Annotated in this window: 19 protein-coding genes and 3 pseudogenes; 7 read left to right on the plus strand and 15 right to left on the minus strand. The window is 68.5% G+C overall.

Annotation, left to right across the window (positions count from 1 at the left end; genetic code table 11):
- Positions 1-342 precede the first annotated feature (342 nt).
- Positions 343-2,907, minus strand: coding sequence for an MFS transporter (locus tag LGI35_RS02390; protein ID WP_227291922.1), 2,565 nt, complete (start codon positions 2,905-2,907; stop codon positions 343-345).
- A complete protein-coding gene (locus LGI35_RS02395; RefSeq protein WP_227291923.1) occupies positions 2,900-3,463 on the minus strand; it encodes a MarR family winged helix-turn-helix transcriptional regulator in 564 nt (187 codons plus the stop codon). Before LGI35_RS02395 ends, LGI35_RS02390 begins: the two co-directional genes overlap by 8 nt.
- A gap of 528 nt (positions 3,464-3,991) precedes the next feature.
- Here LGI35_RS02395 and LGI35_RS02400 point away from each other — a divergent pair.
- Positions 3,992-5,050 carry an alpha/beta fold hydrolase gene (locus LGI35_RS02400; RefSeq protein ID WP_227291924.1) on the plus strand — a complete coding sequence of 353 codons (1,059 nt, stop codon included), beginning with the start codon at positions 3,992-3,994 and terminating at the stop codon, positions 5,048-5,050.
- Positions 5,051-5,294: 244 nt separating this feature from the next.
- Here LGI35_RS02400 and LGI35_RS02405 read toward each other — a convergent pair whose 3' ends face one another.
- The 3 genes from LGI35_RS02405 to LGI35_RS02415 form a co-directional block, all read right to left on the minus strand.
- On the minus strand, positions 5,295-7,319 hold the full coding sequence (locus LGI35_RS02405; RefSeq protein ID WP_227291925.1) for a fructose-specific PTS transporter subunit EIIC: 2,025 nt from the start codon (positions 7,317-7,319) through the stop codon (positions 5,295-5,297).
- Positions 7,320-7,467: 148 nt separating this feature from the next.
- The gene (gene pfkB / locus LGI35_RS02410) at positions 7,468-8,415 is read right to left on the minus strand and encodes a 1-phosphofructokinase (RefSeq protein ID WP_227291926.1); all 948 of its coding nucleotides are present in this window, start codon (positions 8,413-8,415) and stop codon (positions 7,468-7,470) included.
- 76 nt (positions 8,416-8,491) lie between these two features.
- Complete coding sequence (locus tag LGI35_RS02415) at positions 8,492-9,253, minus strand: DeoR/GlpR family DNA-binding transcription regulator (protein ID WP_227291927.1); 762 nt, start codon at positions 9,251-9,253, stop codon at positions 8,492-8,494.
- 294 nt (positions 9,254-9,547) lie between these two features.
- Between LGI35_RS02415 and LGI35_RS02420 the strand changes: the two genes are divergently transcribed.
- Positions 9,548-10,726 (plus strand): CapA family protein, encoded by a 1,179-nt coding sequence (locus LGI35_RS02420; protein WP_227291928.1) that lies wholly within the window; start codon positions 9,548-9,550, stop codon positions 10,724-10,726.
- 285 nt (positions 10,727-11,011) lie between these two features.
- Here the strand turns inward: LGI35_RS02420 and LGI35_RS02425 are convergent, their stop codons facing one another.
- Together LGI35_RS02425 and LGI35_RS02430 are read right to left on the minus strand one after the other, a co-directional pair.
- Positions 11,012-13,432 carry a SpoIIE family protein phosphatase gene (locus LGI35_RS02425; RefSeq protein ID WP_227291929.1) on the minus strand — a complete coding sequence of 807 codons (2,421 nt, stop codon included), beginning with the start codon at positions 13,430-13,432 and terminating at the stop codon, positions 11,012-11,014.
- A 950-nt stretch (positions 13,433-14,382) separates the two neighbouring features.
- Positions 14,383-15,165 (minus strand): GAP family protein, encoded by a 783-nt coding sequence (locus tag LGI35_RS02430; protein WP_227291930.1) that lies wholly within the window; start codon positions 15,163-15,165, stop codon positions 14,383-14,385.
- A 385-nt stretch (positions 15,166-15,550) separates the two neighbouring features.
- On the opposite strand from LGI35_RS02430, the gene LGI35_RS02435 reads away from it, so the two are divergent.
- Complete coding sequence (locus tag LGI35_RS02435) at positions 15,551-16,393, plus strand: YhjD/YihY/BrkB family envelope integrity protein (protein ID WP_227291931.1); 843 nt, start codon at positions 15,551-15,553, stop codon at positions 16,391-16,393.
- Positions 16,394-16,426: 33 nt separating this feature from the next.
- A pseudogene (locus tag LGI35_RS02440) lies at positions 16,427-16,678 on the plus strand (IS5/IS1182 family transposase); the annotation flags it as partial.
- Between the two features lie 93 nt (positions 16,679-16,771).
- Here LGI35_RS02440 and LGI35_RS02445 read toward each other — a convergent pair.
- On the minus strand, positions 16,772-17,131 hold the full coding sequence (locus LGI35_RS02445) for a hypothetical protein (RefSeq protein WP_227291932.1): 360 nt from the start codon (positions 17,129-17,131) through the stop codon (positions 16,772-16,774).
- A gap of 448 nt (positions 17,132-17,579) precedes the next feature.
- Between LGI35_RS02445 and LGI35_RS02450 the strand changes: the two genes are divergently transcribed.
- A complete protein-coding gene (locus tag LGI35_RS02450) occupies positions 17,580-18,062 on the plus strand; it encodes a DUF5959 family protein (protein WP_227291933.1) in 483 nt (160 codons plus the stop codon).
- On the opposite strand, the pseudogene LGI35_RS02455 reads toward LGI35_RS02450, so the two are convergent.
- Together LGI35_RS02455 and LGI35_RS02460 are read right to left on the minus strand one after the other, a co-directional pair.
- Positions 18,054-18,868: pseudogene (locus LGI35_RS02455) on the minus strand (IS5 family transposase). The gene LGI35_RS02450 and the pseudogene LGI35_RS02455 sit on opposite strands and share 9 nt — an antisense overlap.
- Before the next feature lie 277 nt (positions 18,869-19,145).
- Complete coding sequence (locus LGI35_RS02460; RefSeq protein WP_227291934.1) at positions 19,146-19,568, minus strand: DUF6003 family protein; 423 nt, start codon at positions 19,566-19,568, stop codon at positions 19,146-19,148.
- Positions 19,569-19,985: 417 nt separating this feature from the next.
- Here LGI35_RS02460 and LGI35_RS02465 point away from each other — a divergent pair, with 417 nt between their 5' ends.
- On the plus strand, positions 19,986-20,378 hold the full coding sequence (locus LGI35_RS02465; RefSeq protein ID WP_227291935.1) for a DUF2267 domain-containing protein: 393 nt from the start codon (positions 19,986-19,988) through the stop codon (positions 20,376-20,378).
- A gap of 1,197 nt (positions 20,379-21,575) precedes the next feature.
- Here the strand turns inward: LGI35_RS02465 and LGI35_RS02475 are convergent.
- Entirely contained in the window at positions 21,576-21,959 is a 384-nt protein-coding gene (locus tag LGI35_RS02475; RefSeq protein WP_227291936.1) for a hypothetical protein, read from the minus strand.
- Between the two features lie 61 nt (positions 21,960-22,020).
- Entirely contained in the window at positions 22,021-22,791 is a 771-nt protein-coding gene (locus LGI35_RS02480) for a TNT domain-containing protein (RefSeq protein ID WP_227291937.1), read from the minus strand.
- Positions 22,792-23,238: 447 nt separating this feature from the next.
- On the opposite strand from LGI35_RS02480, the pseudogene LGI35_RS02485 reads away from it, so the two are divergent.
- Positions 23,239-23,911, plus strand: a pseudogene (locus tag LGI35_RS02485) (transposase family protein); the annotation flags it as partial.
- A 174-nt stretch (positions 23,912-24,085) separates the two neighbouring features.
- Here LGI35_RS02485 and LGI35_RS02490 read toward each other — a convergent pair.
- The 3 genes from LGI35_RS02490 to nadC form a co-directional block, all read right to left on the minus strand.
- Positions 24,086-24,379, minus strand: coding sequence for a DUF1330 domain-containing protein (locus LGI35_RS02490; protein WP_227291938.1), 294 nt, complete (start codon positions 24,377-24,379; stop codon positions 24,086-24,088).
- A 115-nt stretch (positions 24,380-24,494) separates the two neighbouring features.
- On the minus strand, positions 24,495-25,367 hold the full coding sequence (locus LGI35_RS02495; protein ID WP_227291939.1) for a PhzF family phenazine biosynthesis protein: 873 nt from the start codon (positions 25,365-25,367) through the stop codon (positions 24,495-24,497).
- Positions 25,355-26,248 carry a carboxylating nicotinate-nucleotide diphosphorylase gene (gene nadC, locus LGI35_RS02500; RefSeq protein ID WP_227291940.1) on the minus strand — a complete coding sequence of 298 codons (894 nt, stop codon included), beginning with the start codon at positions 26,246-26,248 and terminating at the stop codon, positions 25,355-25,357. The genes LGI35_RS02495 and nadC overlap by 13 nt, the downstream gene beginning before the upstream one ends.
- Positions 26,249-26,257 lie beyond the last annotated feature (9 nt).

A 26,257-nucleotide genomic window follows, 5' to 3' on the forward strand; every position in this document is an offset into this window, starting at 1 on the left:
GTCGACGCCCTGGCCGACCTCGCACCGCCCCTGCCCGAGGCGATGAAGTCCCTCCGGACCGAGGCGTATCTGATCGTGGACGCCACGCTGCTGCCGATCCAACGGATCGCCGCCGACACCCCGTACGCGTGCGCGGCGTTGAAAGTGCTAAGAACGCGGCGTTCACGGTGCGCACGGGGCGTGACGGAGAAGCCCCGCCGGCGGTGCTCCGGCGGGGCATTCTCAGTCGGTAGGCGGCAACGCCTCAACGGCGGTCGCAGAGCACGAGGTCGTACCGGTCCTTCCCCGTCGGACAACAGGGATCGGCAGCGCCCTCTCAGGCTTTCCCGCCACCCGTGTCGGTCAGTGCCCCAGATTCACGTCCGCGTCTTCCTCGCCCTCGCCGCTCACCAGCAGCGCCACGGCCTGGGGCGCGTACCCGCTGGCGATCACGGTGTAGTCGCCGGTGTCCAGGTCGTCGAACGCGTAGGCGCCCTGCGCGTCGGTGACCGTCGTGGCGACCGTGTTGCCCGCCGCGTCGAGGAGCGTGACCTGGGCGTCGTCGACCGGGTAGCCCGCGCGGTTGCGCACCGTGCCGTGGACGTGGGCGCCAGGGTCGAGGCGGATCTCGTAGCGGTTGGCTGCGCCGCCCGCCACCTCGGCCGGCAGGGCCGCCGGGCGGTGTCCGGGGGCGCTGACCACGAGGGTGTAGCCGCCGGGGACCAGGTCGGCGAAGCCGAACTCGCCGGTCTGGTCGGCCGCTGCGGAGGCGACGACCTCGCCGCGCACGTCGGTCGCGATGACCAGGGCGCCGGGCAGCGGCAGGTCGCCGGGGGTCGCCAGGACCGTGCCGGTCAGGCCGGCCGCGCCGGAGAGCACCAGGTCGAAGTCGACCGGACCGTCGGCCACCGTGATCGTGGTGGCCTGCGGCTGCCGGGCGCCGCCGGAGGCGATCAGGACGTACGTTCCCTCGGCGGGCGCGGCGACCGCGTAACGGCCGTCCGCCTGCGTCGTCGTACGGCCGACCTGGCTGCCGCGCAGGTCGATCAGCGTGACCATGGCGCCCGCCACAGGCGATCCCGCGATGTCGCGGATGTGGCCGCGGACACCCGAGCCAGGTTCGTCCATGAGGGCGGTGGCGAGCGAGGCGACCGGGGCCGCCTCCACCGCTTCCGCCGTGTCCGCCATCTCCGTCACGGTCTTCTCGGCGGCGGCATCCGAAGCGGTGCCGTTCTCCTCCGCCGCCCGCGCCTCCAGGCCGGACATCTTGCGCAGCGGGACCTCCTTGGTCCACAGGACCATGAGGAACGCGATCGCGATCACGCCCGCCGCGATCAGGAACACCACATGCATGGAGTCGGCGAAGCCCTGCTTGAAGGGCTCCGACAGGCGCGGGTCCAGGTGCTGGATGAACGACGAGTCGCTCAGTACGTCGGAGCCGCCGCCGGCGCCGGGGTGCTGCAGCATGTCGAGGACCGGCTTGTTGGCGGGGTCGGACAGGACCGCCGGGTCGTGCAGCGCGGCCTGGAACTGGGGTGTCCCGGCGGCCGACTTGAACGCCGAAGAGATCTTGTCGCCGACATTCGAGAACAGCACCGACAGGAAGATGGCCGTACCGGCGGTGGCGCCCATCTGGCGGAAGAACGTGGACGACGCGGTCGCCACTCCCATGTCCTGCGGCGGCACGGCGTTCTGCACGGCGAGCACCAAGGTCTGCATGCAGCCGCCGAGGCCGAGGCCGAAGACGAGCATGTAGATCATGCTCTCCCACAGCGGGGTGTCCCACTGGACCTTGAAGTGGAAGAGCAGCAGCGCCGTGACCATGAGGACGGTGCCGATGGTCGGGAAGATCTTGTAGCGGCCGGTCTTCGCGGTGATCTGGCCGGAGACGACGGACGCGATGATCATGCCGAGCATCAGTGGCAGCATCTCGAGACCGGACTTGGTGGGGCTCGCGCCCTTCACGATCTGCAGGTACTGCGGGATCATCAGCATCCCGCCGAACATGCCCGCACCGATCAGGACGGACAGCAGGCTGGTCTTGCTGAAGATCGCATTGCGGAACAGGCGCATCGGGATCAGCGCGTCGTCGCCCATCCGGCGCTCGACGAGGATCCAGGAGATGATGCCGACGATGCCGATGCCGTAGCAGGAAAGGGACTTGGACGAGTCCCAGCCCCACTCGCGGCCCTGCTCGGCCACCAGGAGCAGCGGCACGACGCCGAGCGCGATGGTGAACGCGCCCCACCAGTCGATTCGCCGGTCGCGGCGGGTGTGCGGGATGTTGAGGACCTTGGCGACGACGAACAGCGCGATGATGCCGATCGGCACGTTCACCAGGAACACCCAGCGCCAGCCGACGACACCCAGGATGCTGTCCTGCCCGGCGAGGAAGCCGCCGATGAGCGGCCCAGCGACGCTGGAGGTGGCGAAGGTGGCGAGCATGTAGCCCTGGTAACGGGCTCGTTCGCGGGGCGGCACGATGTCGCCGATGATCGCGAGGGCGAGGGACATCAGGCCGCCGGCGCCGATGCCCTGCAGGGCGCGGAACGCGGCGAGTTCGGTCATCGACGTCGAGAACGTGCACGCCGCCGAGCCGAGGATGAAGATGCTGATCGCGCCCAGGAAGTAGGGCTTGCGGCCGTGTAGATCGGACAGTTTGCCGTAGAGCGGCGTCGCGATCGTCGAGGTGATCAGGTACGCCGTCGTCGCCCACGCCTGCTGGCTCAGGCCGTGCAGATCGTCCGCGATGGTGCGGATCGAGGTGGAGACGATGGTCTGGTCGAGCGCGGCCAGGAACATGCCCAGCATCAGGCCGCTCAGGATGGTCAGGATCTGGCGGTGGCTCAGGCCACCGCCGGAGGAGGCGGGCGTCGCCTCCGTGTGCTTAGCGGTGTCTCGGCGCGGTGCCGACACGGCCTCACTCATGCTTGCTTGCTCCCTGCTGCGCCGCGGCTTCGGGCTGAGTCCCGTCGCCGTGGCGTTTCTGTTGATGCGCTACCAGGTCGTCGTTGAGGCGTGTCATCAGCCGGATCAGCTGATACCGGTCCTCGGGGGGCCAGGGGCCGAGGAGCTCCGCCAGCTGCGCGTCGCGCTGCTGGCGGTACTTCTCGTACACCGCCCTGCCGGACTCGGTCGCGTGCAGCAGCGTGCCGCGCCGGTCCTCCGGGTCGGGCCGCCGCTCGATCAGGCCGCGCTCCACCATGGAGCGGACCTGACGGCTGACCGTCGACAGGTCGAGGAAGGTCTCGGCGGCCAGATCGGTGGCCCGCTGCTCCCCGTCCCGTACGAGCCGGGCCAGCAGGACGCGCTCACCGGCGCCCTGCTCCAGCTTGGTCTGGTGCCTGCGTGCCGCGACCAGCCGGGTGAAGCGCACGATCTGGTTCCCCAGTCCTGCCCCGGCATCCTCGGCGCTCGCGACCCCGGTGTCCCCGGTTGTCGTGTGCTCCCCCGCTGCGCGGTCATGGACCGTCCCCTTGCCCATTGCCCGCCCCCTCTTCCACTCAGATTTTATTGCTTGTAGCTACCAAGTGAGTGTAGAGGGCCCGGAACGGTGCTCGGTACAGGGCCTCGGAGCACGACCCGGCGCATGCGGCAGCCTGATGCGCCGGTCGCCAAGGGTGGCCAGCTCACCCTCGACGAGGCCGCCGACCTCCTGGCTGGTGGCAGACATACAGCGAGCATCGACGTGCGACGGACGCCCCCGTGCTCCACACTGACGAAATCGGCCCGTAGCTGGCCGATGGCTTCGCCGCCGTCACCTTCGGCGACCCGACGGTTGGGAAGCTCGGGTGCACCTCCTCCTCGTTCCGGAGCGCACACACGACGGGCCGGATCCGTCCGTGCCACGTCTCCAAAGGCGACACCGGACCCCGATCTGTAGCGGCTGAGAACCTGCGCTTGTACCCGCGAGGAAGACGGTCGTGGCGCCCGGTCCAGCTGAGAGGCGCACCCGGCCATGACCGCGCTCCAGAGGACGGCACCCTCGACACGCCCCTACAGGACGGTTCTCATGATCAACAGGCGGGCCTTCGGCAAGACCATCGGAGCAGGAGCCATCGGGACAGCTGCTGTGACGCCGGCAGGCCGGCTCGACTCCTCACCCGCATCCGCCTCGACGGCCACTCCTCGCGGAGGGAGTGCGACGCCGGACGGCCCAGCGGACGGGCTTGCCTCGTTCACGTCGTTGAAGCATGTCAGGGCCGGCGAGTTGAGCATCGGGTATGCGGAGGCCGGCCCGGCCCATGGCCCGGTGGTCATCCTGCTGCACGGGTGGCCGTACGACATCCACAGCTATGTCGACGTCGCACCGCTGCTGGCCGCCAAGGGCTACCGCGTCATCGTCCCCTACCTGCGTGGCTACGGCACCACGACGTTCCTGTCGCAGAGCACCTTCCGCAACGGCCAGCAAGCGGTGGTCGCGCTGGACATCATCGCTCTGATGGACGCACTGCGGATCGAGAAGGCGCTGCTCGGCGGGTTCGACTGGGGCGCGCGGACGGCAGACATCATCGCGGCACTGTGGCCGCAGCGGTGCAAAGCCCTGATCTCGGTGACCGGCTACCTCATCACCAACCGGGAGAAGAACAAGCAGCCGCTGCCCCCGGCTGCCGAGTGGGCGTGGTGGTACCAGTACTACTTCGCCACGGAGCGGGGGGAGTTGGGCTTGGCTGAGCACCGCCACGACTTCGCGGAACTGATCTGGCGCAACGTCTCCCCGACCTGGCACTTCGACGATGCCACCTTCAACCGCACCGCTACGGCCTTCAACAATCCGGACTACGTCAGCATCGTGATCCACAACTACCGTTGGCGGCTGGGCCTCGCGGCGGGCAACCCACGCCTCGACGGCATCGAGGCCAAGCTCGCCACCGGCCCGGCCATCGACGTGCCCACGATCACCGTCGACGGCGCGTCGGACCCATTCACCCCGGCGGGCGACGGGGCCGCCTACCGTGCCAAATTCACCGGTCCGTACAACCACCGCACCCTCAAGCACATCGGGCACAACGTGCCGCAAGAGGCACCGGAAGCATTCGCCCAGGCAGTCCTGGACGCCGACCGCCTCTGACGTCTGGAACTCCGGAGGCCGGCACCGATCTCTCTCGCTACCGACCCTTCCGACTGCCGCAGAGCAACCGGCGCCGGATCAGGCAACGCCGCAGAAGCCGTCGGAGCCCGCGAGACGGGCCGGTCAGCACCACGGTCCGGGACTATGGCCCCGGACCGTGACGCATCTTGCATGAGAGGACAGGTGCCAACCATCAGGTGACTACCGGTTTGTTCTGGTGTCAGGTGGCCACCGGAGTCCCTCGTCAGACGGCCACCGGTATCTTCGGCTCCTGCCCCTGCGCCGTCGCGTCGCCCGCCCCGTCCGCCCCGCCCTCGGGCGCGGACTTCCGCATCCCCTTCAGGATCACGACCAGGGCCGTCGACACACAGACACCGGCGGCGATGGCGATGAGGTAGAGGAATGGGTTGCCGATCAGCGGGACCACGAAGATGCCGCCGTGCGGGGCGCGCAGCGTGCAGCCGAAGGCCATCGACAGGGCGCCGGTGACCGCGCCGCCCGCCATCGAGGCGGGGATGACGCGCAGCGGGTCCGCCGCGGCGAACGGGATCGCGCCCTCCGTGATGAACGAGGCGCCGAGCACCCAGGCCGCCTTGCCGTTCTCGCGCTCGGTCCTGGTGAAGAGCCGGCCGCGCACGGTCGTCGCGAGAGCCATGGCCAGCGGCGGGACCATGCCGGCGGCCATCACCGCGGCCATGACCTTGAGCGAGCCTTCGGTGGGATTCGCGAGGCCGCCGACCGCGAATGCGTACGCGACCTTGTTCAGCGGGCCGCCCAGGTCGAAGCACATCATCAGGCCGAGGATGACTCCGAGGATGATCGCGTTGGCGCCGGACAGGGAGTTCAGCCAGTCCGTCAGGGCGCGCTGGAGGGAGGCGATGGGCTTGCCGATGACGAGGAACATCAGGAAGCCGACCACTGCGGAGGAGATCAGCGGGATGACGACCACCGGCATGATCCCGCGCAGCACGGGGGGCACGTTCACCTTCTGGATCGCCATCACGACGCCGCCCGCGATGAGACCGGCGGCAAGGCCCCCGAGGAAGCCGGCGTTGATGGTGAGTGCGATCGAACCGCCGACGAACCCCGGCACGAGCCCCGGCCGGTCGGCCATCCCGTACGCGATGAAGCCCGCGAGAACCGGGACGAGGAACGCGAAGGCGACGGAGCCGACCTGGAAGAGCAGCGCGGCCCAGCTGTCGGTCTGGGTCCATACGAAGTGCTCGGCGACGGACGGCGCCTTGTTGATGGTGTAGCCGCCGATCGCGAAGCCGAGGGCGATGAGGAGACCGCCGGCCGCGACGAACGGGACCATGTAACTGACGCCGCTCATCAGCCACTTGCGCAGCTTGGTGCCGTAGCCGTCGCCGGCGTCACCGGCACGGTCCACGGGGGTGGCGGACGCCGCGCCCGACGTCGTCTCGCCGCGGGCGGCCTTCTCGCGGACCTCGCCGATGAGTTCGGCGGGCCGGTTGATGCCGGCCTTCACGCCGACGTCGACGGTGGGCTTCCCGGCGAAGCGGTCCTTCTCCCGTACGGGCACGTCGTGGGCGAAGATCACGCCGTCCGCTCCCGCGATCACCTCCGGGGCGAGGCGGGTGAACCCGGCCGAGCCCTGAGTCTCGACCACCACTTCCACGTCGCCCGCGTCCCGGCCCGCGTTCTCGAGGGACTCGGCTGCCATGTAGGTGTGGGCGATGCCCGTTGGGCAGGAGGTAACGGCGACGATCTTGAACTTCGCGGCGGGGGCCACGGGAGCGGTCTCGGCCGTGGACTCCGGCTCAGTAGTGGGCTCGGGCAAGGACTCCGGCTCGGCAGTGGGCTCCGGTTCGTCCCCGCGGATCAGCGCCGCCGTGGCCCCTGCATCGGTCGCCGTGCGCAGCGCCGCCTTGAAGTCCTCGTCCATCAACTGCCGTGCCAGCGAGGACAGGATGGTGAGGTGGGCGTCGTCCGCACCGGCGGGCGCGGCGATGAGGAAGATCAGGTCGGCCGGGCCGTCCGGCGCCCCGAAGTCGATCCCCTCGGCGCTGCGGCCGAATGCCAGGGTCGGCTCGGTGACGTGCTCGCTGCGGCAGTGCGGGATGCCGATGCCGCCGTCGAGGCCGGTCGGCATCTGCGCCTCGCGGGCCGCGACGTCGGCCAGGAAGCCGTCCAGGTCGGTCACCCGGCCCTGGGCGACCATCCGTTCGGCGAGGGCGCGGGCCGCCGCCTCTTTGGTGTCGGTGGACAGGTCGAGATCGACCAGGTCCGCGGTGATCATCTCGCTCATCGCGGGCTCCTTCGCACTCGTATCGCCTTGGCGGCGGGGGTGGGGACGGGGGTTTCGCCGCGGGGACGGCGGCTCCGGAGGGGAGCGTGGGGAGTGATCAGGTCAGAGACGACCGGATGGGGCGTATTCAGGGGCGGGGCGCAGGCCGTCATGGCGCGGGCTCCTTCAGGACGCGGTCCAGCGGGACGTCTGCCGTGAGGGTCACCGCGTCCGGGTCCAGGTCGGCCGGGGTCGGCATCGCGCTGCCCGGGAGCTGGACCGCAGCGGCGCCGTGGGCGACGGCCGAGGCCAGCGCCCGCGGGCCACTGCCGCCCGCGATGAGGAAGCCGGCCAGGGACGAGTCGCCCGCGCCGACATTGCTGCGGACGGTGTCGACCGGGGCAGTGGCGAACCAGACTCCCGAACCGTCCACGAGCAGCTGCCCGTCCGCGCCGAGGGAGGCGAGGACGGCGCGCGCGCCGAGGTCCCGCAGCTCCTCGGCCGCCTTGGCCGCGTCGCCGACGGTGGCGAGCGGACGGCCGACCGCCTCGGCGAGCTCCTCCGCATTCGGCTTGACGACGTCGGGCCGTTCGCGCAGGGCCGCGAGGAGAGCCGGGCCCGAGGTATCGAGCGCGATCCGGGCGCCGGCCGCGTGGGCGCGGGCGACGAGCTCGGCGTACCAGGACGGGGCGAGGCCGCGCGGGAGGCTGCCGCAGCAGGCGATCCAGTCGGCGCCCGCGGAGCGCTCGCCGACGACCGCGAGCAGTGACTCGGCTTCTTCCGGGGTGAGTTCGGGGCCCGGAGCGTTGATCTTCGTCAGTGTTCCGTCCGGCTCGGCGAGCGCGATGTTGGACCGGGTCTGTCCGGCTACGGGGACGGGGTCGACGCTGATCCCCTGGGCGTCGAGGAGTTCGGCCACGAGGGCGCCGGGCGCGCCGCCCAGCGGAAGCACGGCGAGCGTGGGGCCGCCGGCGGCGGCGACGGCCCGCGAGACGTTGACGCCTTTGCCGCCCGGGTCCATGCGTTCGCCGGTGGCGCGCAGGACCTCGCCCCGGTCGAGCGCCGGGACCTCGTAGGTGCGGTCCAGGGACGGGTTGGGGGTAACGGTGAGGATCATGCCGCGTGCGTCTTCCGTGGTGGCTGGCGTGGGGGTGCCGGAGCCGATGCCGGTTCCGGGGTCGGTCTCATGGGGCTCATGCGCGGACCACTTCCGTACCGCCCTTCTCGATCCTGGCCGCGTCCCCGTCGCTGAGGCCGCTGTCGGTGATCAGCACGTCCACATCGCCCAGGTCGCCGAAGCGCGCGAAGTGCTCCTGCCCGTACTTGGCGGAGTCGGCGAGCAGGACGACCCGGCGGGCGGCGCCGACGGCCGCGCGCTTCACGGCGGCCTCGGCGAGGTCGGGGGTGGTCAGGCCGTGTTCGGCGGAGAACCCGTTGGCCGCGAGGAAGAGGACGTCCGCGCGGATCTCCCCGTACGCCCGCAGGGCCCAGGCGTCGACGGCGGCGCGAGTGCGGTGGCGGACGCGGCCTCCGACGAGATGCAGCTGGATGCCGGGGTGGTCGGCGAGGCGGGCCGCGACGGGCAGGCCGTGGGTGACGACGGTGAGCGTCGACTCCAAGGGCACCACCGCGGCGAGGCGGGCGACCGTAGTGCCAGCGTCGAGGATCACGGTCCCTTCCTCGGGGAGCTCGGCCAGCGCGAGCCGGGCGATGCGGTCCTTCTCGTCGGCCGCAGTGCCCTCGCGCTCGGCGACGTCGGGCTCGAAGTCGAGCCGCCCGGCCGGTATGGCACCGCCGTGCACCCGCCGTACGAGACCGGCCCTGTCCAGGATCTTCAGGTCGCGCCGGATCGTCTCCGCGGTGACCTGGAATTCCTCGGCGAGAGACAGCACGTCCACGCGTCCGCCGTCACGCGCGAGACGGAGGATCTCCTGCTGCCGCTCCGGTGCGTACATGTCCGTCTGCCTCCGACGCTCTCGCTCGGTCGTGCCCGAGTCTGTGGTTTCAGTTTGATGCTAGGACGAGATTTCGAGAAAGTAAACAGATTCGGGCATGCGACAGACACAACCAGACTTTGATCACGGGTGCGACAGGCAGTTCTCCGCGGGGAGGTACGGCGAAAGGCCCGGCCTCCTCGCGGAAAACCGGGCCCCTCCCGGGACCTGCCGCGCATATGGCGCCTACGCACGTGGCGCTCCTTCGGCGCCTGCAGCATCTACCGGCCCGTCCTGCGGGCCTACGGTGGACATGTGGAAGCCAACGGCGACCGTGGGACGGAACGCGAGGTCACCGTCTGCCTCGCCGGCGACGTGATGCTCGGCCGGGGCATCGACCAGGTGCTGCGGTACCCCGGCGACCCGCGGCTCGCCGAGCCGTGGGTGACGGACGCACGTATGTACGTCGAGATGGCCGAAACCGCGCACGGACCGGTACCACGGCCCGTCGAATACGACTGGCCGTGGGGCGACCTGCTGGAGGAGCTTCGGGCCGCCGGGCCCAGTGCCTGGATACTGAACCTGGAGACCAGCGTGACCCGGGCAGACGGCTTCGCCCCCGGCAAGAGCGTCCACTACCGCATGAATCCGGCGAACCTGCCGTGCCTTGCCGCCGCCCGGCCCGACGTGTGCGTACTGGCCAACAACCACGTCCTCGACTTCGGCCGGGACGGGCTGGCCGAGACCCTCGAAAGCCTCGGCGCCGCCGGGCTGCGTACCGCCGGTGCGGGCCGTGACGCCGCCGAGGCGTGGCGGCCGGCAGAAGTAACACTGCGGCCTCCTGCCTCCTCCCCAAGAACCACGTCAGGCCACGGACCACGCCTCCTTGTGTTCGCAGTCGGCCTGCCCTCCAGCGGCATCCCGCTCGACTGGGCAGCCACCCCGGACCGCAGCGGCATCGCCTTCGTCTCCGCACCCTCACCGGCCGCCGCGACCGACCTGGTCGCCCGCATACGGACCGCCCGCCGGCCCGGTGACCTGGTGGCCGTATCGATCCACTGGGGTTCCAACTGGGGCTACCGGGTCCCGCCCGACCACATCCGCTTCGCCCACGACCTCATCGACGGCGGCGCCGACCTCGTCCACGGCCACTCCTCGCACCACCCCCGCCCCCTGGAGGTCTACCGCGGCCGGTTGATCCTCTACGGCTGCGGAGACCTGGTCGACGACTACGAAGGGATCACCGGCCACGAGCAGTACCGCGACGACCTCCGCCTGCTCTACACCGCCCGCCTCGACCGCGCCACGGGGACGCTGCGAGGACTGCGCCTGACCCCCTTCCAGGCCCGCCGCCTCACGCTGCATCGAGCCCGCCTCCGCGACGCCCACTGGCTGAACGATGCCCTTACCCGGCACGGCGCCCCCTTCTCACAGGCGCTCACCGTCGGCAACGACGCCGCGCTCACCCTCGCCCCGGCGAGACACGAGGCATGAACGCAGAGCGGCCACCCGCGCACACGACGCCCCTCTCAGGTGCCGCCACCCAGCGCATCACAAGTACTGCGGCGGCGCCTCTCCCCTCCCCTGCACGCGACCCGTCGGAGCGGCTCGTCACGGCGCGCCGGGGCCGGAACCACTCCCGTGCGATGTGATCAGCGGCAGAGGCGCCGCCTTTCTGCGCGCTGATCAATCTGCAGTGCCAAAAGAGACGGGCATGCCAGTCGCTTGACCAGAGTCGTACCCGAACGCCTCCAGCAGTCCTTCAGGGCAAGGAACAAGTCAACCGATCAGTGCGTCCCCCAGCTGGTCGGGCCTGACGGTGAGCGACTGCTCGGCCCAGATGACCTTACCCAGCGCCGTGTACCTGGTCCCCCACCGCTTGGCCAGTTGAGCGACCAGGAACAGCCCCCGGCCGCCCTCGTCCGTCGTCGCGGCGTACCGCAGGTGCGGTGAGGTGCTGCTGTGATCTGAGATCTCGCAGACCAGGCCCTCGTCGCGCAACAGGCGGACGCGGACCGGCGGCCTGCCGTAGCGAATCGCATTGGTGATCAGCTCGCTGAGGATCAGCTCGGTGGTGAAGGCGAGGCTCTCCAGCCCCCAGTCCGAGAGCTGCCCGACACACTCGGACCGGATCCGCGAGACGGCGGACGGATCATTGGGAAGCTCCCACTCGGCGATCTGGTCGGACGCGAACAGGCGCGTGCGCCCGACGAGAAGGGCGACGTCGTCCTTTGGCTGCGGTGGAACGAGCGCACGAAAGACCGCGTCACACATGCCTTCCGGGGAGTCGCCGCTCGCGTCCCGCAGCGCGGCGCGCAACGCGGCGAGCCCCTCCTCCACGTCACGCTCGCGGCTGTAGATGAGCCCGTTCGTGTAGAGGACGAGCCCGGTTCCAGCCTCCAGCTGCAGCTCCACCGCCTCGAACGGCAGACCGCCCACGCCGAGCGGCGGCCCCGCAGGCAGGTCGGCGAACTCCACGCCGCCGTCAGGCCCCACGAGAGCAGGCGCCGGGTGGCCCGCCCGCGCCATCGTGCAGCGCCCGGAGACCGGATCATAGATCGCATAGAGGCAAGTGGCTCCGGTGACCTCTGTGCCCTGCTCGTCATCGGCACCTGGCTGGTCGAGGCTGGTGACGAGGTCGTCGAGGCGAGCGATCAGCTCGTCGGGTGCCAGGTCAAGGGTGGAGAAGTTGTCGACCGCGGTCCGCAGGCGGCCCATGGTGGCCGCCGCGTGCAGGCCATGGCCGACGACGTCACCGACGACAAGCGCCACCCGGAACCCCGGGAGCGGGATGACGTCGAACCAGTCTCCGCCCACTCCCTGCCATATCGGGCCGTAGCGGGAGGCCGCGTCCAGGGCGCTCTGTTCGGGCAGGCCGCGCGGCAGCAGGCTGCGCTGGAGCACCTCGGCCATCGTGTGCTCGCGAGTGAAGCGGCGGGCGTTGTCCACGGAGATCCCGGCGCGGGCGACCAACTCCTCGGCGAAGGAGAGGTCGTCGTCCCCGAACGGCTCGGAGGCTCCCGCGCGCCAGAAGTTGACCATGCCGAGGTTCAGGCCCCGCGCACGCAGGGGCGCGGAAAGCAGCGAGTGGATGCCGTAGGCGAGGAGGCTGTCGGAATTCGCCGGGTCACGCTCCCGCCAGGCACGGGCCCGGCGCAGATCGGCGGCGACGACAGGACGTCCCGTCACCAGGCCCATGCCTTCGGGGGTCGTCGGCAGGAAACTGACCACCGATCCCATCGGATAGAGGGGCGCATCGTCCCGGATGCCGCTCACGGCCGTGCGGCGGAGCGCCAGGCCCCCGGCCGCGCCCGTGTCCGGGGACGGCTCATCGCCGTGCAGTACGGGGTCTGCCAGCTCGACCGTGACGAAATCCGCGAAGCGGGGGACGGCCACGTCCGCCAGCTCCTGCACGGTCCGCTTCACGTCCAGCGTGGTGCCGACCCGCCCGCCGGCGTCGTACAGGAGCTGCAGGCGGGCCCGCGCCCGGTCGGCCTCCTCGTACAAGCGCGTCATTTCGGCCGGGTCCAGGCCGTGCGTCTGGCGGTGCAGCCGCCGCCGGACCAGCACCGCTCCGCCCATGCCCAGGCAGAGCGCGGCCGCCGCGCCACCGAACACGATTGGCAGCTGGCCGATCACCCCGTGGTTCACCCGCGCGACGGTGATGCCCACCGAAACGTACCCGGCTACGTGTCCACCCTGGCTGCGGACCGGCGCGGTGGTGTCCACGATGTGTGCCAGAGGGTTGGTGAAGCTGCTGGTGTACGGGCCGTTCCGAGCTCGCAGGTACGGGCCGTAGATGTGCTTCCCGATGAGACCCGGGATGGGCGAGGTGTAACGGATCCCCCGCGGGTCGGTGAACACGACATAGTCGAAACCGGCGCTCTTGCGAGCCCGTTCGGCGATGGGCTGCAGCGTCGCCGTTGGATCGCGGCCGCCCAGAGCTTTCGCGATTCCTGGAGACTCCGCCAGCGCGATGGCTGCGGTACGGGTGCGGTGCTCGGCGTCGGTCGTGCTGTAGTACCGGGCCTGCAGGACGAGCGCCGCCAGCGCGGAGGCGATCAGGAGCACCACGGCAGCGACCTGCCACAGGAACACCTGCCCCGCGATGCTGCGCACCCGCAACCGCGAGCGCACGAGCCCGAGCGGACGGCGCCACGCCTGACCGTCCGTCCATGCGGGCCGTTCCTGTACGTCCATGGCTGGTCGTCTTCCACGCTGCCACAGGGCCGGACCGCACGCATGCCACACATGCCAAGGCATCACGCACACGACCGAAGAAGCGGGTCACGGCCGCCGTCTCGCGTCGTTGCTCCTGCGGCCACGCACGTGCCCGTAGGCGGACCGCAGTGTCAGGATGCTCCAGGTGCGAGAGGCTGCGGGCAGGAGGGCGTGCCCGGACGTCGTGAAGGGGCGCCGTCCACAAGCTTCACGGTGAAGGTGTCTCCGACCTGATCCGTGAACAAAACAATGGGTGACCACTCCCCCTCCCACGGACGCCGAGCGCCACCGACACCCCTGGCACAGTGAAGCTCTTCTGCACTCGCCCGAGCACCCCGGAGGCTGCGACACTGCCCGACTGCTGGTCGAGGAAGAACCGCGGGTCGTTCGAATTCCCCGGGTCGTCGCCCAGCAGGAACAACAGAGGACCGCGAGCTCGGGTACCAGGTCATCCAGATTGCACGGTGTACCTGCAAAGCTCTGTTCCACTGGCGGGCCTCCTCGGATCGACAGCTTTTGGGCAAGCTGCCTCCTGCCGCTTGAACCGATGGCCTTGGGGTCTCTTTCTCTGAAGACTTCTTCTTGCCCTGGGTGCCCTGGGTCTTGTCGGGGATCTTGGGGACCGGTGTCGAGGGGCTTCGGACGGCCCAGGGACGGCCCAGGTTCAGGCAACCTGATCCACGACCATCTGATCCGTAGTCCTATGTCGAGCGGTCAGCCAAGGGCAAACAGGTCGTCCGTGGGCCTCGCAGGTGGCTTCGTCGATGTCTAGTGACAGCACTTGTGCATGAGTTCCGGCGGCAGTTGATGATCAACCCACCCCGGATTGTTGATGCGAAATGACGGCATAACAGGTTGCCCCGCGCATGCTGCTCAGGTGAATGAAGCCGCTCGGCTTGACGTCTCACGCGTGCTGACGATGGAAGGACTCACCGACCAAGTCCGGTGAGTCCGTCGCCCAGGATGCTGGCGCCCAGGAGAAGGAGCACGATCGTGGTGATCACGGCGCTGTTGGTGATCATGAATTGCCTGACATTGTCCAGGAACGACGCCGCGCGTTGTCCGCCGAGGAGATGGATGATGACGGCGCCGAGGACGGTGCAGGATCCGACGAGAACGAACACAGTGACGGCCACAGTGAGATCGCCGTTGTGAGCCCCCGCTTCGACGATCGACGTGGCCGCCGAGGCCGTCAGGACGAGGTTCTTCGGGTTGGCGCCTGACAGCAGCGCACCGAGGAGCAGCGCCCGCAGGGCCGAGACGTCTTCGAGTGACGCCATCCAGCGTGGCGTCTCGGTCTCGTCGCCGACGCCTGGACGCTGCCACCATTTGCGCGCCCCGAGCACGATGAGGGCCACTCCGGCGAGTACCCGTCCCCAGTCTGCGATCGCTGACGAGGGGCTTTCTGGGTCGTCGGCTCCACCGAACACGACCACCACGAGCGTTGCCACGATCCCGAGCCCGGCGATCCACCCGGCCGTGAACAGCAGGCCGTTGCGTCGGCCCTGTCGGCCGGCCAGGATCAGCACGATCCCGATCAGAGGGAAAGGGCTGAGGGCAACCGCGAGCGCTGCCGGCAGCACTGCTCCAATTGCCTGGATCAGCACTGGTTCCCCTTCCAAGCTCCACGCCCAGGACGCTGCGGAGTTCCCTCTCGGGACAGTACCGAGCGCACCACCTGCGGCATGACCAGCACCTTTCGCCAAGAGCATCTCGATACTTCCCTGGGAAGAGCCACCATGCCTCGCAAACTCGTCAACATCACCCGACCGCGGATCGGGGCGCCTCCCAAACCCATCGACAAGTGACGTCACTACTGCTCGATAAAGCCACGCAGGGGCGCTACGGGATGTGAAGGGCTGCTGTAGTTGCGGTACTTCGCTGCTGTACCGCATCACAAGTGACGGTCGGCATGCTGCTTTTCGTGTCGTCCTTCATCGGTAGGCGACCGAGCGTTAGGCTCGCGTCGCCACAAAGGTCCCGATCTTCACGGAGGGCAGGGCGACGGCGATCAATCGAGAGCGCCTCGTCAGAACGCTGACGTTCTGGCTGCGGCCTGCCTTCGCGCTGCGGGTCATCAACCGGTTCCAGAAGATCGTGGGTTTCGACCGCTCGATGGCCCTGGCGTCCAGTGCTCTGACGGCATTGGTCCCGCTCTCCATCCTCATTGGCGCTGTCTTGAGCAACTTCGTCAACTACGACGCCGCAGAGCGGATCATCAAGCGCTACAACCTCACCGGAGCAGGCGCCACGGCAGTCAACTCGCTGTTCTCTCCTGCCGAAGCGACCAGCGCAAGCGTGGGCATCTTCGGGGTCGTATTTCTGACGATCTCGGTGCTGAGTTTCGCGCGAGCCGCACAGCGACTCTTCGAACAGGCATGGGAACTCAAGCCCCTCAGCGTGCGCAACACGCGCAACGGCTTGTGGTGGATCCTCACTCTCGGTGGCTACATGTTGGTCAGCACGTTGCTGTCCGCGCTCTTTGCCCGGGGTGCGCTGCGTCTGGCCGCTTCGGTGTGTGGGGTACTGGTGACCGTTGCATTCCTCGTCTGGAGCGGCCGGATCCTGTCGGCGAAGCGGATCAGCTGGCCGGACCTCCTTCCCTTCGGTGTCACAGCCGCCGTCCTGACGACGGCCTATTCAGTGGGCGCAGCCATCTACATGCCGCATCTCTTCAACTCCTACGCAGCACGCTACGGGGTGGTCGGTGCTGTCTTCGCGATGATCTCCGCCCTCTTCGCAGTCATGCTGGTCCTGGTTGCATCGGCGGCACTGGGACGAGAAGTACAAGACGAGCTCAACCGGATCCGTCAGGGTCACCGCCCTTCCGACCATGAGGTCCGCCGGCAGTGGGACAGCGTGGTCGAGCACACTCGGTCACGGTGGCGCAAGGCACGGGAACAGGTCTCGTATCGTCGGATCAAGGGATCGAACCATTGATGGGCACGGCCGGCCACCGCCCGACACGGCCGAAGGGCCGCTTGCTCCTGCAGAAAGAGCGGTGGAACGGCTTCGCCAATCGCCGACGGCTGCTACCTGGGCACCGGACTCGTCATGCCACACCGCCGCCGCCGCAAAGGGGAAGAGGTCCGCGCTCGCGTCAAACACACCTTCGCCCGCATGGAGACCTGGAACATCCTCCGAGACTGCCGCCTCAAAGGCGACGGCGTCCATCACGCGATGCTCGGCATCGCCCGCCTGCATAACCTCGCCCTCGCCGCATAGCCCCGGTCGCCGACCGGCGACCGGCGACCGGCGACCGGCGACCGGCGATGTCTCCTTCAAGTCAAAGACTATTTACGGGGGGGGGGACAGCCCTTAGCCGTGGACCTGAATCTCGCCCAGGAACCAGCCGCTGACCTCGTCGAGTCCGATTCGGAACAGCCCGCCGTGTTCAGGGAAGGCGGCTCCGCCGCTGACCACCTTGCCGCCGTTCAGGTGGAGGTAGTTGCTGTTCTGCTCGGGCTCCTCCGTCGCCCAGGTGAAATCGGCGGAGAAGGCGCTCGCGCGGCTCGCCGAATCGCCGAGTTGCTCGGCTATGTGCTCGGCCCAGACGGTGTGCGGTACTACCTCTCCCGTGACCGTGGTGCCGCATACGACGAGTGTGATCGGTAGCGTGAGGGCCTCGCGCTCCACTCGGTCAGTCAACCTCTTCAACAGGGGATCCACTTTGCTCATGCCAAGACAGTAGCCCGCTGTCAGCTACGGCGAGCCGTCGGTCCGCGAACTGGTGTACGTCAGCAACAGGGGTCCGCCTGCGCGCGGTTACGGCGCGGCGATGACGGCGCTCTGCGGGCCGTTCTATCTGGTTTCCTGGGGCACAGGCACCAGACCACAGTTCTGGCCGACGGGAGCCTCCCGTCGGTTGGTTCGGCGCTGAGGCTTGCGCAGATCCGTGACCTCCTCGCCGACCGATCACCCTCGGCGAGGAGCTGATCGGTGCCGGAGCCCGACCGCTTCGAAAGGTATGCCTGGCTCCTCCCCCACAACGGAACTTCTCACGAATGGCGCGGGCCGGCTCGACAGCGTCCGGACCTGGAGGAACCAACGCCCGGCGAGGGTCCGCGCCCGGCACGGCGTCGTTAGCGTCCGGCGGCTTAGAACCCCTAACGAAATGGAGTGGCGGATGCACTCCTCGCAGGGCGACGATCGCTCGGTACTCGCCGATGAAGGGGCAACTATGGGCGACATCGCTCCGGGGGAGCTCATCTCCCTCGCCGACGACGAGGGGAACAGCGTCACCGTCAACGTTCTGGGGCGTGATTTCAGATGGTCCGCCGGGCTGGAGGCCGAGATCATGGTCAGGACACCGTTCGTGTCCGGCCGTATCAACCTGGTGCTGTCAACCTCGAAGCTCGAAAGCTGGGCAGCTGCGTTGAACCTGCTCGACGCCGACGAGGACGTCGTCTGGATGGAGTGGGACAGAGGGCCGTCCATCTCCATCCAACTCACCGGCGAGCGTGACTGTCCGGAGGTGATCGTGGAGGACGAGTCGGGGTCCATGGTCACCGTGCGGGTGCCGCTCGTGCCGCCGGACGACTGGATCGCTGACCACCGGCAACGCCTGCACCAGGTGATGAATCACTGGGTTCCGATGCTGTCAGAGTAGGGAGACAAGCCGCCGCCAGCAGATGAGTGCACATCCCAGGGTGAGGAAGGCTTCGTGGATGTCGTCGCGGATCTCCCAACGGATCCGCAGGCGGCGGAACCAGTGCAAGTGCGCGAACGCGCGCTCGACAAACCAGCGTTGGGCACCGAGGCCGGAACCATGCTCGGTTCCGCGGCGGGCGATGACCGGCTTCACGCCGAAGTCCCAGACGAGCCGGCGGTACTTGTCGTGGTCGTAACCGCGGTCCGCAAGTACGGCGTCCGGGCGGCGGCGAGGTCGGCCGCGCTTGCCTCGCACGGGCGGTACTGCTTGAAGCAGTGGGATGAGCTGGGTGACATCATTGCAGTTGCCGCCGGTCAGAGTGACCGCGAGCGGGATGCCGGTGGCGTCCGTGATCAGGTGATGCTTGCTGCCGTTTCTGCCCCGGTCAACAGGACTTCGTCCCGTCTTGGCGCCCCCTTTAACGCGCGGATGTGGGAGCCGTCGACTGCGGCCCAGGAGAAGTTCAGGGCGTCCGCGCCACGGAGCTTGGCGAGGAGGACCTGGTGCAGCCGGGTCCATACGCCGGCCTCGGCCCACTCGGCCAAGCGCCGCCAGCAGGTCATACCCGAGCCGAAGCCGAACTCCTGCGGCAGGTGTTCCCAGGCAACCCCCGTATGCAGCACGAACAGGATGCCCTGGAACACCAGTCAGTCCGGATGGCGCTTTCGTCCCGGATGCCGCGTCCGCCGTTCCACCTTCGGCAGCAACGGCTCGATCACCGCCCACAGCGCGTCATCGACTTCCCACGGCTTCGACCGAGCCACAACCACACCCCCGGATCATCAGTCCCGGAGCGATCCAACCACCTTGAAGATCATTTCGTTAGGGGTTCTTATCCCGCTACCCGGGACTACAGCGTCCTGTGAGTCGTAATCCCGACCAACTCACAAGGGAAAAGAGGCACTTACCGTATCCTGCACGTCATCCAGGCCAGACTCTGCCGCGACATGTTCGCCCCATCCGACCCCTCCGAGGGCCAGGGCTGGAGACGCGGTGCGGAGCCTCGATCCACAGCCTCGCACCGCGTTCTGCACGCCTCGGTCACACGCTGAGACGGCCAACTTCTTGTGGGTCCAAACCGGTCAGCTGAGCGATACGCGACGCGGGAATGCCGGCAGTCAAGGCCCGGTGGACCAGAGCCTGCCAGTCCTGCGTGACATCCCGGAACTCCAGCAGCTCCGCCTCCACGTCCGTGATGGACTGGGGCGCACACTCCTGTTGGACCCTCAGCGTCTCTTCCTCGCTCAACGGAACCGGCAAGCGCTCTACGTCCGGAGGGATCAGGGTTTGCGCCTCGGAGGGAAGAACCCGAACCTGCTCGGAGGTCGCTGATACGTCGTGGGCCTGCAACCAGCCGTGCACGGCCGGCGTCTCCGCACATTCCAGAAGGCCCACGGCAGCAAGAGCAGCCCCCAACCGCGGATGCCGGTCGGAGAGCAAGAACAAGTACGCGTCATCGGCCATTTCGGCATCGCTTTCGATCGGTCATCAGCGGTGCCCTGATGCTAGCGCTCCTGAGCAGCCACGAGCCCCCGGCTGCTACGGGAATGCATAGAGCAGTCCGACTCGCACTCACGGCTAAAAAGACGCAAAGGGCCTAGTCGAGTTCGACCTGCGCGCTGCGCACATTGGCGGACTCGGCGAAGGCCTTCCGGAGCATACAGCCGATGCGAACAGCGCTTTGGATAGAGAGCGGGCAATTTCCGGCGCAGCATCGGCAATGTGGCGGGCCGGGATTGAGGTAAGCCTGGGGCCATATGGACTACACCGAACGGGGAAGGGAGATTGCGAGACCAGACGCCGGGTATTGGGATGATCACCCTGCGTGGCGCACCAGTCCGGGAGTTCACGCAGTGGAAGGACTTGAGAGAAGGAGCGGTTATGGACGCGACGGTTGAATTGCTGCTTGAGCAGGTCCAGGACCGCGGCGGTTACACAGCACGGCAGCAGGCGGCCGGCATGGTCCACAGCGTGCTCGAGGTGCTCGGCGCACATCTGGTGGGCGATGACCGTACAGACCTGGCCCGGCTCCTGCCCCTGTCGTGCAGCCCGCTGCTCATCGACGTCGTACCTGCCAGCGAACCTCTCACGCCGTCGGGATTCGTCGAAGCGGTCGCCGCACGCGACGACCTCGAGGTGGCGCAAGCGCGCCGCGCCGTCACTGCAGTGCTGACCACCGTCGCGGATGTGGCCGACGACGCACTACTGCGCCGTATCCTCATCCAGCTCCCGCCGGGACACGCAGGCCTGTTCGGCCGCACGGACCCGGTCTGAAGCACCGACGGCGCCACACACGTCCGCGCCGAGCACGCAGGGGTTCCCGCAGGCAGACCTGATCCGGATTGGGAGCCTTCCATCGCACGGACTGTTCTGCGTACTGAGGTTGAACTCGGGATGTCGTCCTGCTGACCAGGCGGGTTGGACGGTCAGGCCGGTCTGGGTGAGGCAGCCGTCTCTGAGGGGACTGTGGTACTGGATGTGCCGTAGGCCATGTCGGAAGCGTCGGACAAGGTGCTGGAGGCCACGTTGGAGAGCCAGCCGCGCCGCAGGAGGGATGGAAGCGGAAGCCCGGCAGGTGTACAGGATCGTCTTCGAATTCGTCAGCGGAGCGGTGGGCACGTAGGACGACAAGTGCCAGTACGGCCTCCCCCGTTGCACGCCTCAACACTAGGACCCGGGCGACCTGGTCGCGGCCCTCGCCAAGAGGTACATGAGGAGAGCCAACTCTCGTCCTCGCCGACCGGGCCCGTTGGCTACCACTGGTGCGCGGAGGCGGACGCCACCACATGTACAGGTCCGCTACGCGACACGGTTGGAGACGGCGGCCCGATCGCACCGGTCACTGCCCAGGCCGCGCTACGGGCACGTCATGGTGTCACCGATAGACGGGGCTGACCTGTTGGGCGAGCGCGGCGCGACCCAGCTTGCGGCTGCTGGCTGGCACACCGCGGACGCAGAAGGGCACGCGTTGCCGAGCACCCGCACCACCGGGATACGCGCCTGCGACATCCGCCTATATCAACTGTGCATGGAATTGACAGGCCTACGGCATGCCAAACCCTTGCCATGACCGGCCGCCGCATTCCATCCGTCAAACCGGGCGACGCGGCGAGTGGTCAGCCGTCACCCGAAAGTGAGTGACAGGGCCGCCGCCCAATCTCCGCGCAGCTGGACCGGTCCTCTGTAGACCACGGCGGGCAGCAGGCGTGAAAAGACCCCGCGCCGCAGATCTCGGTACGGGGTCTTCACAGAGCGCTGGACAGGCCTTGCACCTGCATCTCCCCGCAGGAAGCGGGGCGTCTTTCCTTGGACTACCAACGCACGACGTTTCAGCATGAATTCGGCTGGACAGCTCAGATCAATAGTACCAGGCACGGCACGCCGAGCCCGTGGGTCGAGGATCTCCCCGCATCGGCTCGAGGCGATATTTCAGCCTCAGGGAGACATAAGCGCCCATCGGGTCGACACTTCTCAGCGGCCACCGTTCGGTGGGTCGGGGCAGGTCCCGCGCCGGCGCTCCGCGAGCGCCCGTTCGAGCTGCTCCTGTGCTCGGCGTTCGATGCCCTCGCTGTCGTGCAGCAGCTCGTCCATCTCCGCCGCTGTGGGCCGCGAGGGGGCCGGGCTCTCGTCGGTAAGGCGTTCGTAGAGCCACGTGCAGGCCTGGCCTTCGCCGGCGAAGGTCTTCAGCACCTCGCGCCTGCCGCGCTCGTGGACTCCCACGATCCACTCGCCCTGACGCTGGGCCAAGTAGTAGCCCTCGTGCGGAGGGGGGCCGCCCGGGCAGTCGGGAATCTCGTAGTGGGCATCGGGAACCCCGGCTGCCCGCAGCGCCTCGCACAGCTGGTGACGGTCCACGGAACCAGTCTCCTATCCGGCGATCTGTACGAGGCGTGCGGCGGTCGTCGCAGCCGGAAAGCTACGAGGTCGCGCGTCGCACCAGGGTGCCGTTGCGCACCAGGTCCAGCACGGAGGTGCGCGGAATGTCCGGGCAGTACGAACTGGACGTCACGTACTGGACGCCCAGGCCGGGCTGCTCGAACGCCGGGGCGATCGGCCCCGCGCACACGTCGACATCCTTGGTCACCTTGTACAGGTAGTAGTTGTACGGGTGGCGCGGATCGGCGGTGTTGAGGCTGGACGGCGGAATGCTCCGCTTCCCGTACTTGGTGCCGGCGGGTGCGAGGTAGCGTCCAGCCTCATTACCGAAGCGGTCGACGTACTCATCCTTGTGGAGAGTGAGTACGGCGGCGATCGGATGTCCCTGGGGGTCCTTTGCGTACCCGTCGGCGTCCGGGTAGCGCCAGTCGCCCTGGCCGGTGTCGGCGGTCGGGTCCCACCACCGGTTCAGGAACTGGGTCGCAGTGAGGTGGCCGAGGCGCTGGTAGCGGTGGAGGGTCTTCGCTACCAGGCCGCGGGTCGGCAGCTTCTGCGGGCCGAGCCGCCAGTCGTTGCAGAAGTAGTCCGAGCGCAGGGGGTACGGAATGGGATCCGGTACCAGGCCTCGGCATACGTGTGGCCGGATCGAGTCATCGGCGAGTGTAGTTGCCGGTGCCGCAAGGTGTGGCCGGTGCGCGTCATCGGCGAGCGTTGCGGCCGGTGCGGCCTGGGCGGCCGGAGCTCCGAGGAACAGCGAGCCCAGCAGGGCAGCCGCGGCAGCAAGCCCAGCACCCCGTCGTGGTGATGTCACTACAACTCCTGTTGATCGTGTCTGGCGACGTCGTCACCGTGCGGGGTAGCACAAGCCCCGACGGGAAGAATGACGACGTACGAAAGATCACTCAAACCACAGGGGTGAGCGAGAGGGAGTGACGGCGCGGGTGATGCACCCGAATGAGTGCGCGTCGCCTCCCAATGGGCCATGACCGCCGCACGTGCGGGGCCGCACCTGCCGGTGTACCGGTGCCAGCCAGGTTGCCGGCGCCGATGCGCGCCTAGGGTGGAGAGGTAACTCGCCGGGACCCGTCCGAGCGACACCGCCCGCGGCCGCCGAGTGATTCTCAAGAATGACCATGTGTGACTGTTCCACGGAAGGCCCGGGAGCCGATGTCTGGCGCGCATTGAAGGCTCGCGTTCAGTCATGCAGATCTCCTAGGTGCGACCCACCTGTCGATAGCGGCCGTCCGTTTTAGACGAGAGCCTGCCTCTGAAGGACCGGGCGCTGCTGGTTGCGGTGTACCGGCGCTCGAACTTGACGCTGCGCCAGCTGGCTCGGCTGTTTGAATATCCAAGTCCGTGGCCGACCGCGTCATCGACCAGATCGGCCCGCCGCTCGCGATCCAGCCCCGCCGTCGGTTCGCGAAGGACACCCCGCTCATCGTGAACCGCACCATGGTGCCAGCCCGCGACCCCACGATTACCGAACAGTCCAACAGCTACCGGTACTCGACGAACCATCGGTCGTCATCAATGCCGACACCCGTCTGGTCGTTGTGGTCGGCCGACGCTTGCCGGGCAATCGCAACGACGGTACGGCGTGGGCGAAATCCGGCGCGAAGGCCGCTGTCGGCAAAACGATGTCCATCGTGGACGGTGGCTGTCCGGGCATGGGAATCGTGATGCTGCATCGACGGTGGAAGGGCGAGGAACTGTGCGGCTGGAAGCACGAACACAACAAGTCCCACAAGCGAGTTCGCGCCCGCGTCGAGCATGCCGTCGCCTGGACGAAAACCTGGAAGATCCTCTGCGACTGCCACCTCAAGGGCGAGGGCGTCCACCACACCATGCTCGGATGCGTCCCGGGGGCTGCTTGCGAAAAGGCCTGCCGCAGCCTAAGGCCTGTCCCGCAATGTTGGTCGACGCCCGGGTAGGGGCGGAACGTAGTCATCGTGTGGAGAACCGGTGGCGCGGAGCAGGTTGGTGGCGCGGGCGGGGCTCGTGCGGCCCACGGCCAGCACGAGCACCCACGAACCCCGCCACACCAGCAGCCGCACCAGCGAGAACCAAGGTGGTGGATCTTCAGTGAAGATCCGACTGGACCTCGGTCAGTCGATGCCTTCGACGATGCGGAAGTCGCGCTCGACGCCGTCTGAGAGGGCGACCAGCGCCTCCTGGTAGGCCGCACTCTCGTGCGCCGCGACGGCCTGCTCGAAGCTGTCGAACTCGATCAGGACGGTGCGCTCGGCGATTCCGGCATCATGCGCCACGACCCGACCGCCACGGACGAGGACCCGGCCGCCCCCGGCCTTGACGGCCGGACCGGCCAGCTTGTTGTAAGCAGCCAGCTTCTCAGGGTCTGAAATGGTGCGGTAGACGCTGACCCAGTAGCCCTTGGGCATGGAACCTCCAGTGTGGGGATGAGTGCATCCGACTTACGGGACTTACGAGTTGGTCTCGGACGAGCGTCGGCGGCCGTCCTTGTCGGTCTGCTGACCACCGCGAGTCGCCTTCGTGTCAGCCGAGCCGGGGAAGGCGGACGGCGCCCGCGATTCCTGCGGCGCCGCCCAGGCGGATCAGGGTGCCGGACGCGCTGCGTTGTGCGTTGGCGATGATCGTGGACGGATGGCCGAGGTGATCGCCCATGTCGACCGCGATGCCGGTGACGCCCTGATCCGCGAGATACGCGGCCAGACATGCGGTGCTGTTGGCGTTGGCGACATCCTCGGGGACGCCGATCGACGGGGCGAACATCCGGGCCGCCGCCCGACCGTCCGCATCGGGGATCGAGTAGGCGTAGCAGCCCAGCAGTCCGTAGCGGTCACAGGCATGGCGCAACGCCGGAAAGTCCGGACGGAGTTCGGCCAGCACAGTGCGCGATCGCACGGGTAACAGGAGCCGTGGCCGGCCGGGTGAGGCCACGCAGGCGCCGTCGGGAAGGGCTTCGCCCATCAGGCCGAGGGCGGTCGCGATCGCCCGGAGTTCGGGTTCCCCGGCGTCCCGCGGGCTGATCGGGCCCGGGTCGAAAGTGGCCGTCAGGTCGTCGTGTTCTCGCTTCGCCCAGCCTTCGAATACGCGACTTGTGGTGTGCAGCGCGGCCCGGTAATCGGCGTCGCCGCTGTAGCGCAGAGCGAGCAGCGCCAGTGCGGCGACTGTGCCGTGACCACAGGCGGGCAACTCGCCTTCGCCGGTGAAGAACCGGAGCCGATACGACGGTCGAGCCTGATCCTCGCCGTCCACCGCAGCGATGAAGACCGCGTGCGAGGTGCCTGTCGCAGCAGGGATGCGCCGTCGCTCGGCATCGGTGAAGGGTGCGTCGTCGAGAACGGCGGTCGGACTGCCGCCCTGGCCCTGCCGCCGGCACGCGTCGACGATCGTCACCTCGGGCATGGCGCCGCGTCCATCGTGATCAGCATCGTCAGGTCGAGCGCGGGCGTGCTGTGCGTCAGGGCGCCGATCGAGATGAGGTCGACGCCGGCATCGGCGATGGCGCGAACCCGGTCCAGGGTGACGTTGCCGGAGGCCTCCAGGAGGATCTCCGAACCGCCGGACCGGCCGGCCCTCATGCGCATCACTTCTTCGATGGCGCCCACCTCCATGTTGTCGAGCATGAGCCAGCCGGCTCCCGCTTCCATGGCTTCGCGGGCCTGCGCGACGGTCTGCACTTCGACGTCGATCGGCACGCTCGTCCCGGAATCGGCCATTCCCTTCCAGACCGCATTGATCGCCGCGGTCACCCCGCCCGCCGCGGTGATGTGGTTCTCCTTCAGCAGGACCGTCGCCGCCAGGGTGAGCCGGTGGTTGCTGCCGCCGCCCGCGGTGACGGCGTACTTGTCCAGCGCCCGCAGCCCCGGGGCGGTCTTGCGGGTGTCCAGGATCCGCGCCGGGGTTCCGTCCACGGCTTGGACGAAGCCGTCGGTGACAGTGGCGATGCCGCACAGGCGCTGCAGGAAGTTCAGCACCGTGCGCTCGGCGGTGATCGGGCTGCGAGCCGATCCGGTCAGCCGCACCAGGACGTCCCCGGCCCGCAGCCGCACGCCGTCCGCGACCAGAGTCTCGACCTCGACCTCGGCGTCGGTCTGGGCGAAGACCTCGGGGACCACGGGCAGTCCGGCGGCGACACCGGGCTGGCGGGTACTGATCTCGGCGGTGGCGATCAGGCCGGCCGGGACGCTCCACAAGGTGGTGATGTCGTCGGCGGCCCTGTCCTCCGCCAGGGCCGCGGCCACGCTGGCCCGCGCCGCCGACGCGGGGAAATCGGCGATCTTCATAGGTGGTTC

Source organism: Streptomyces longhuiensis (genome assembly GCF_020616555.1).
Lineage (GTDB): Bacteria > Actinomycetota > Actinomycetes > Streptomycetales > Streptomycetaceae > Streptomyces > Streptomyces longhuiensis.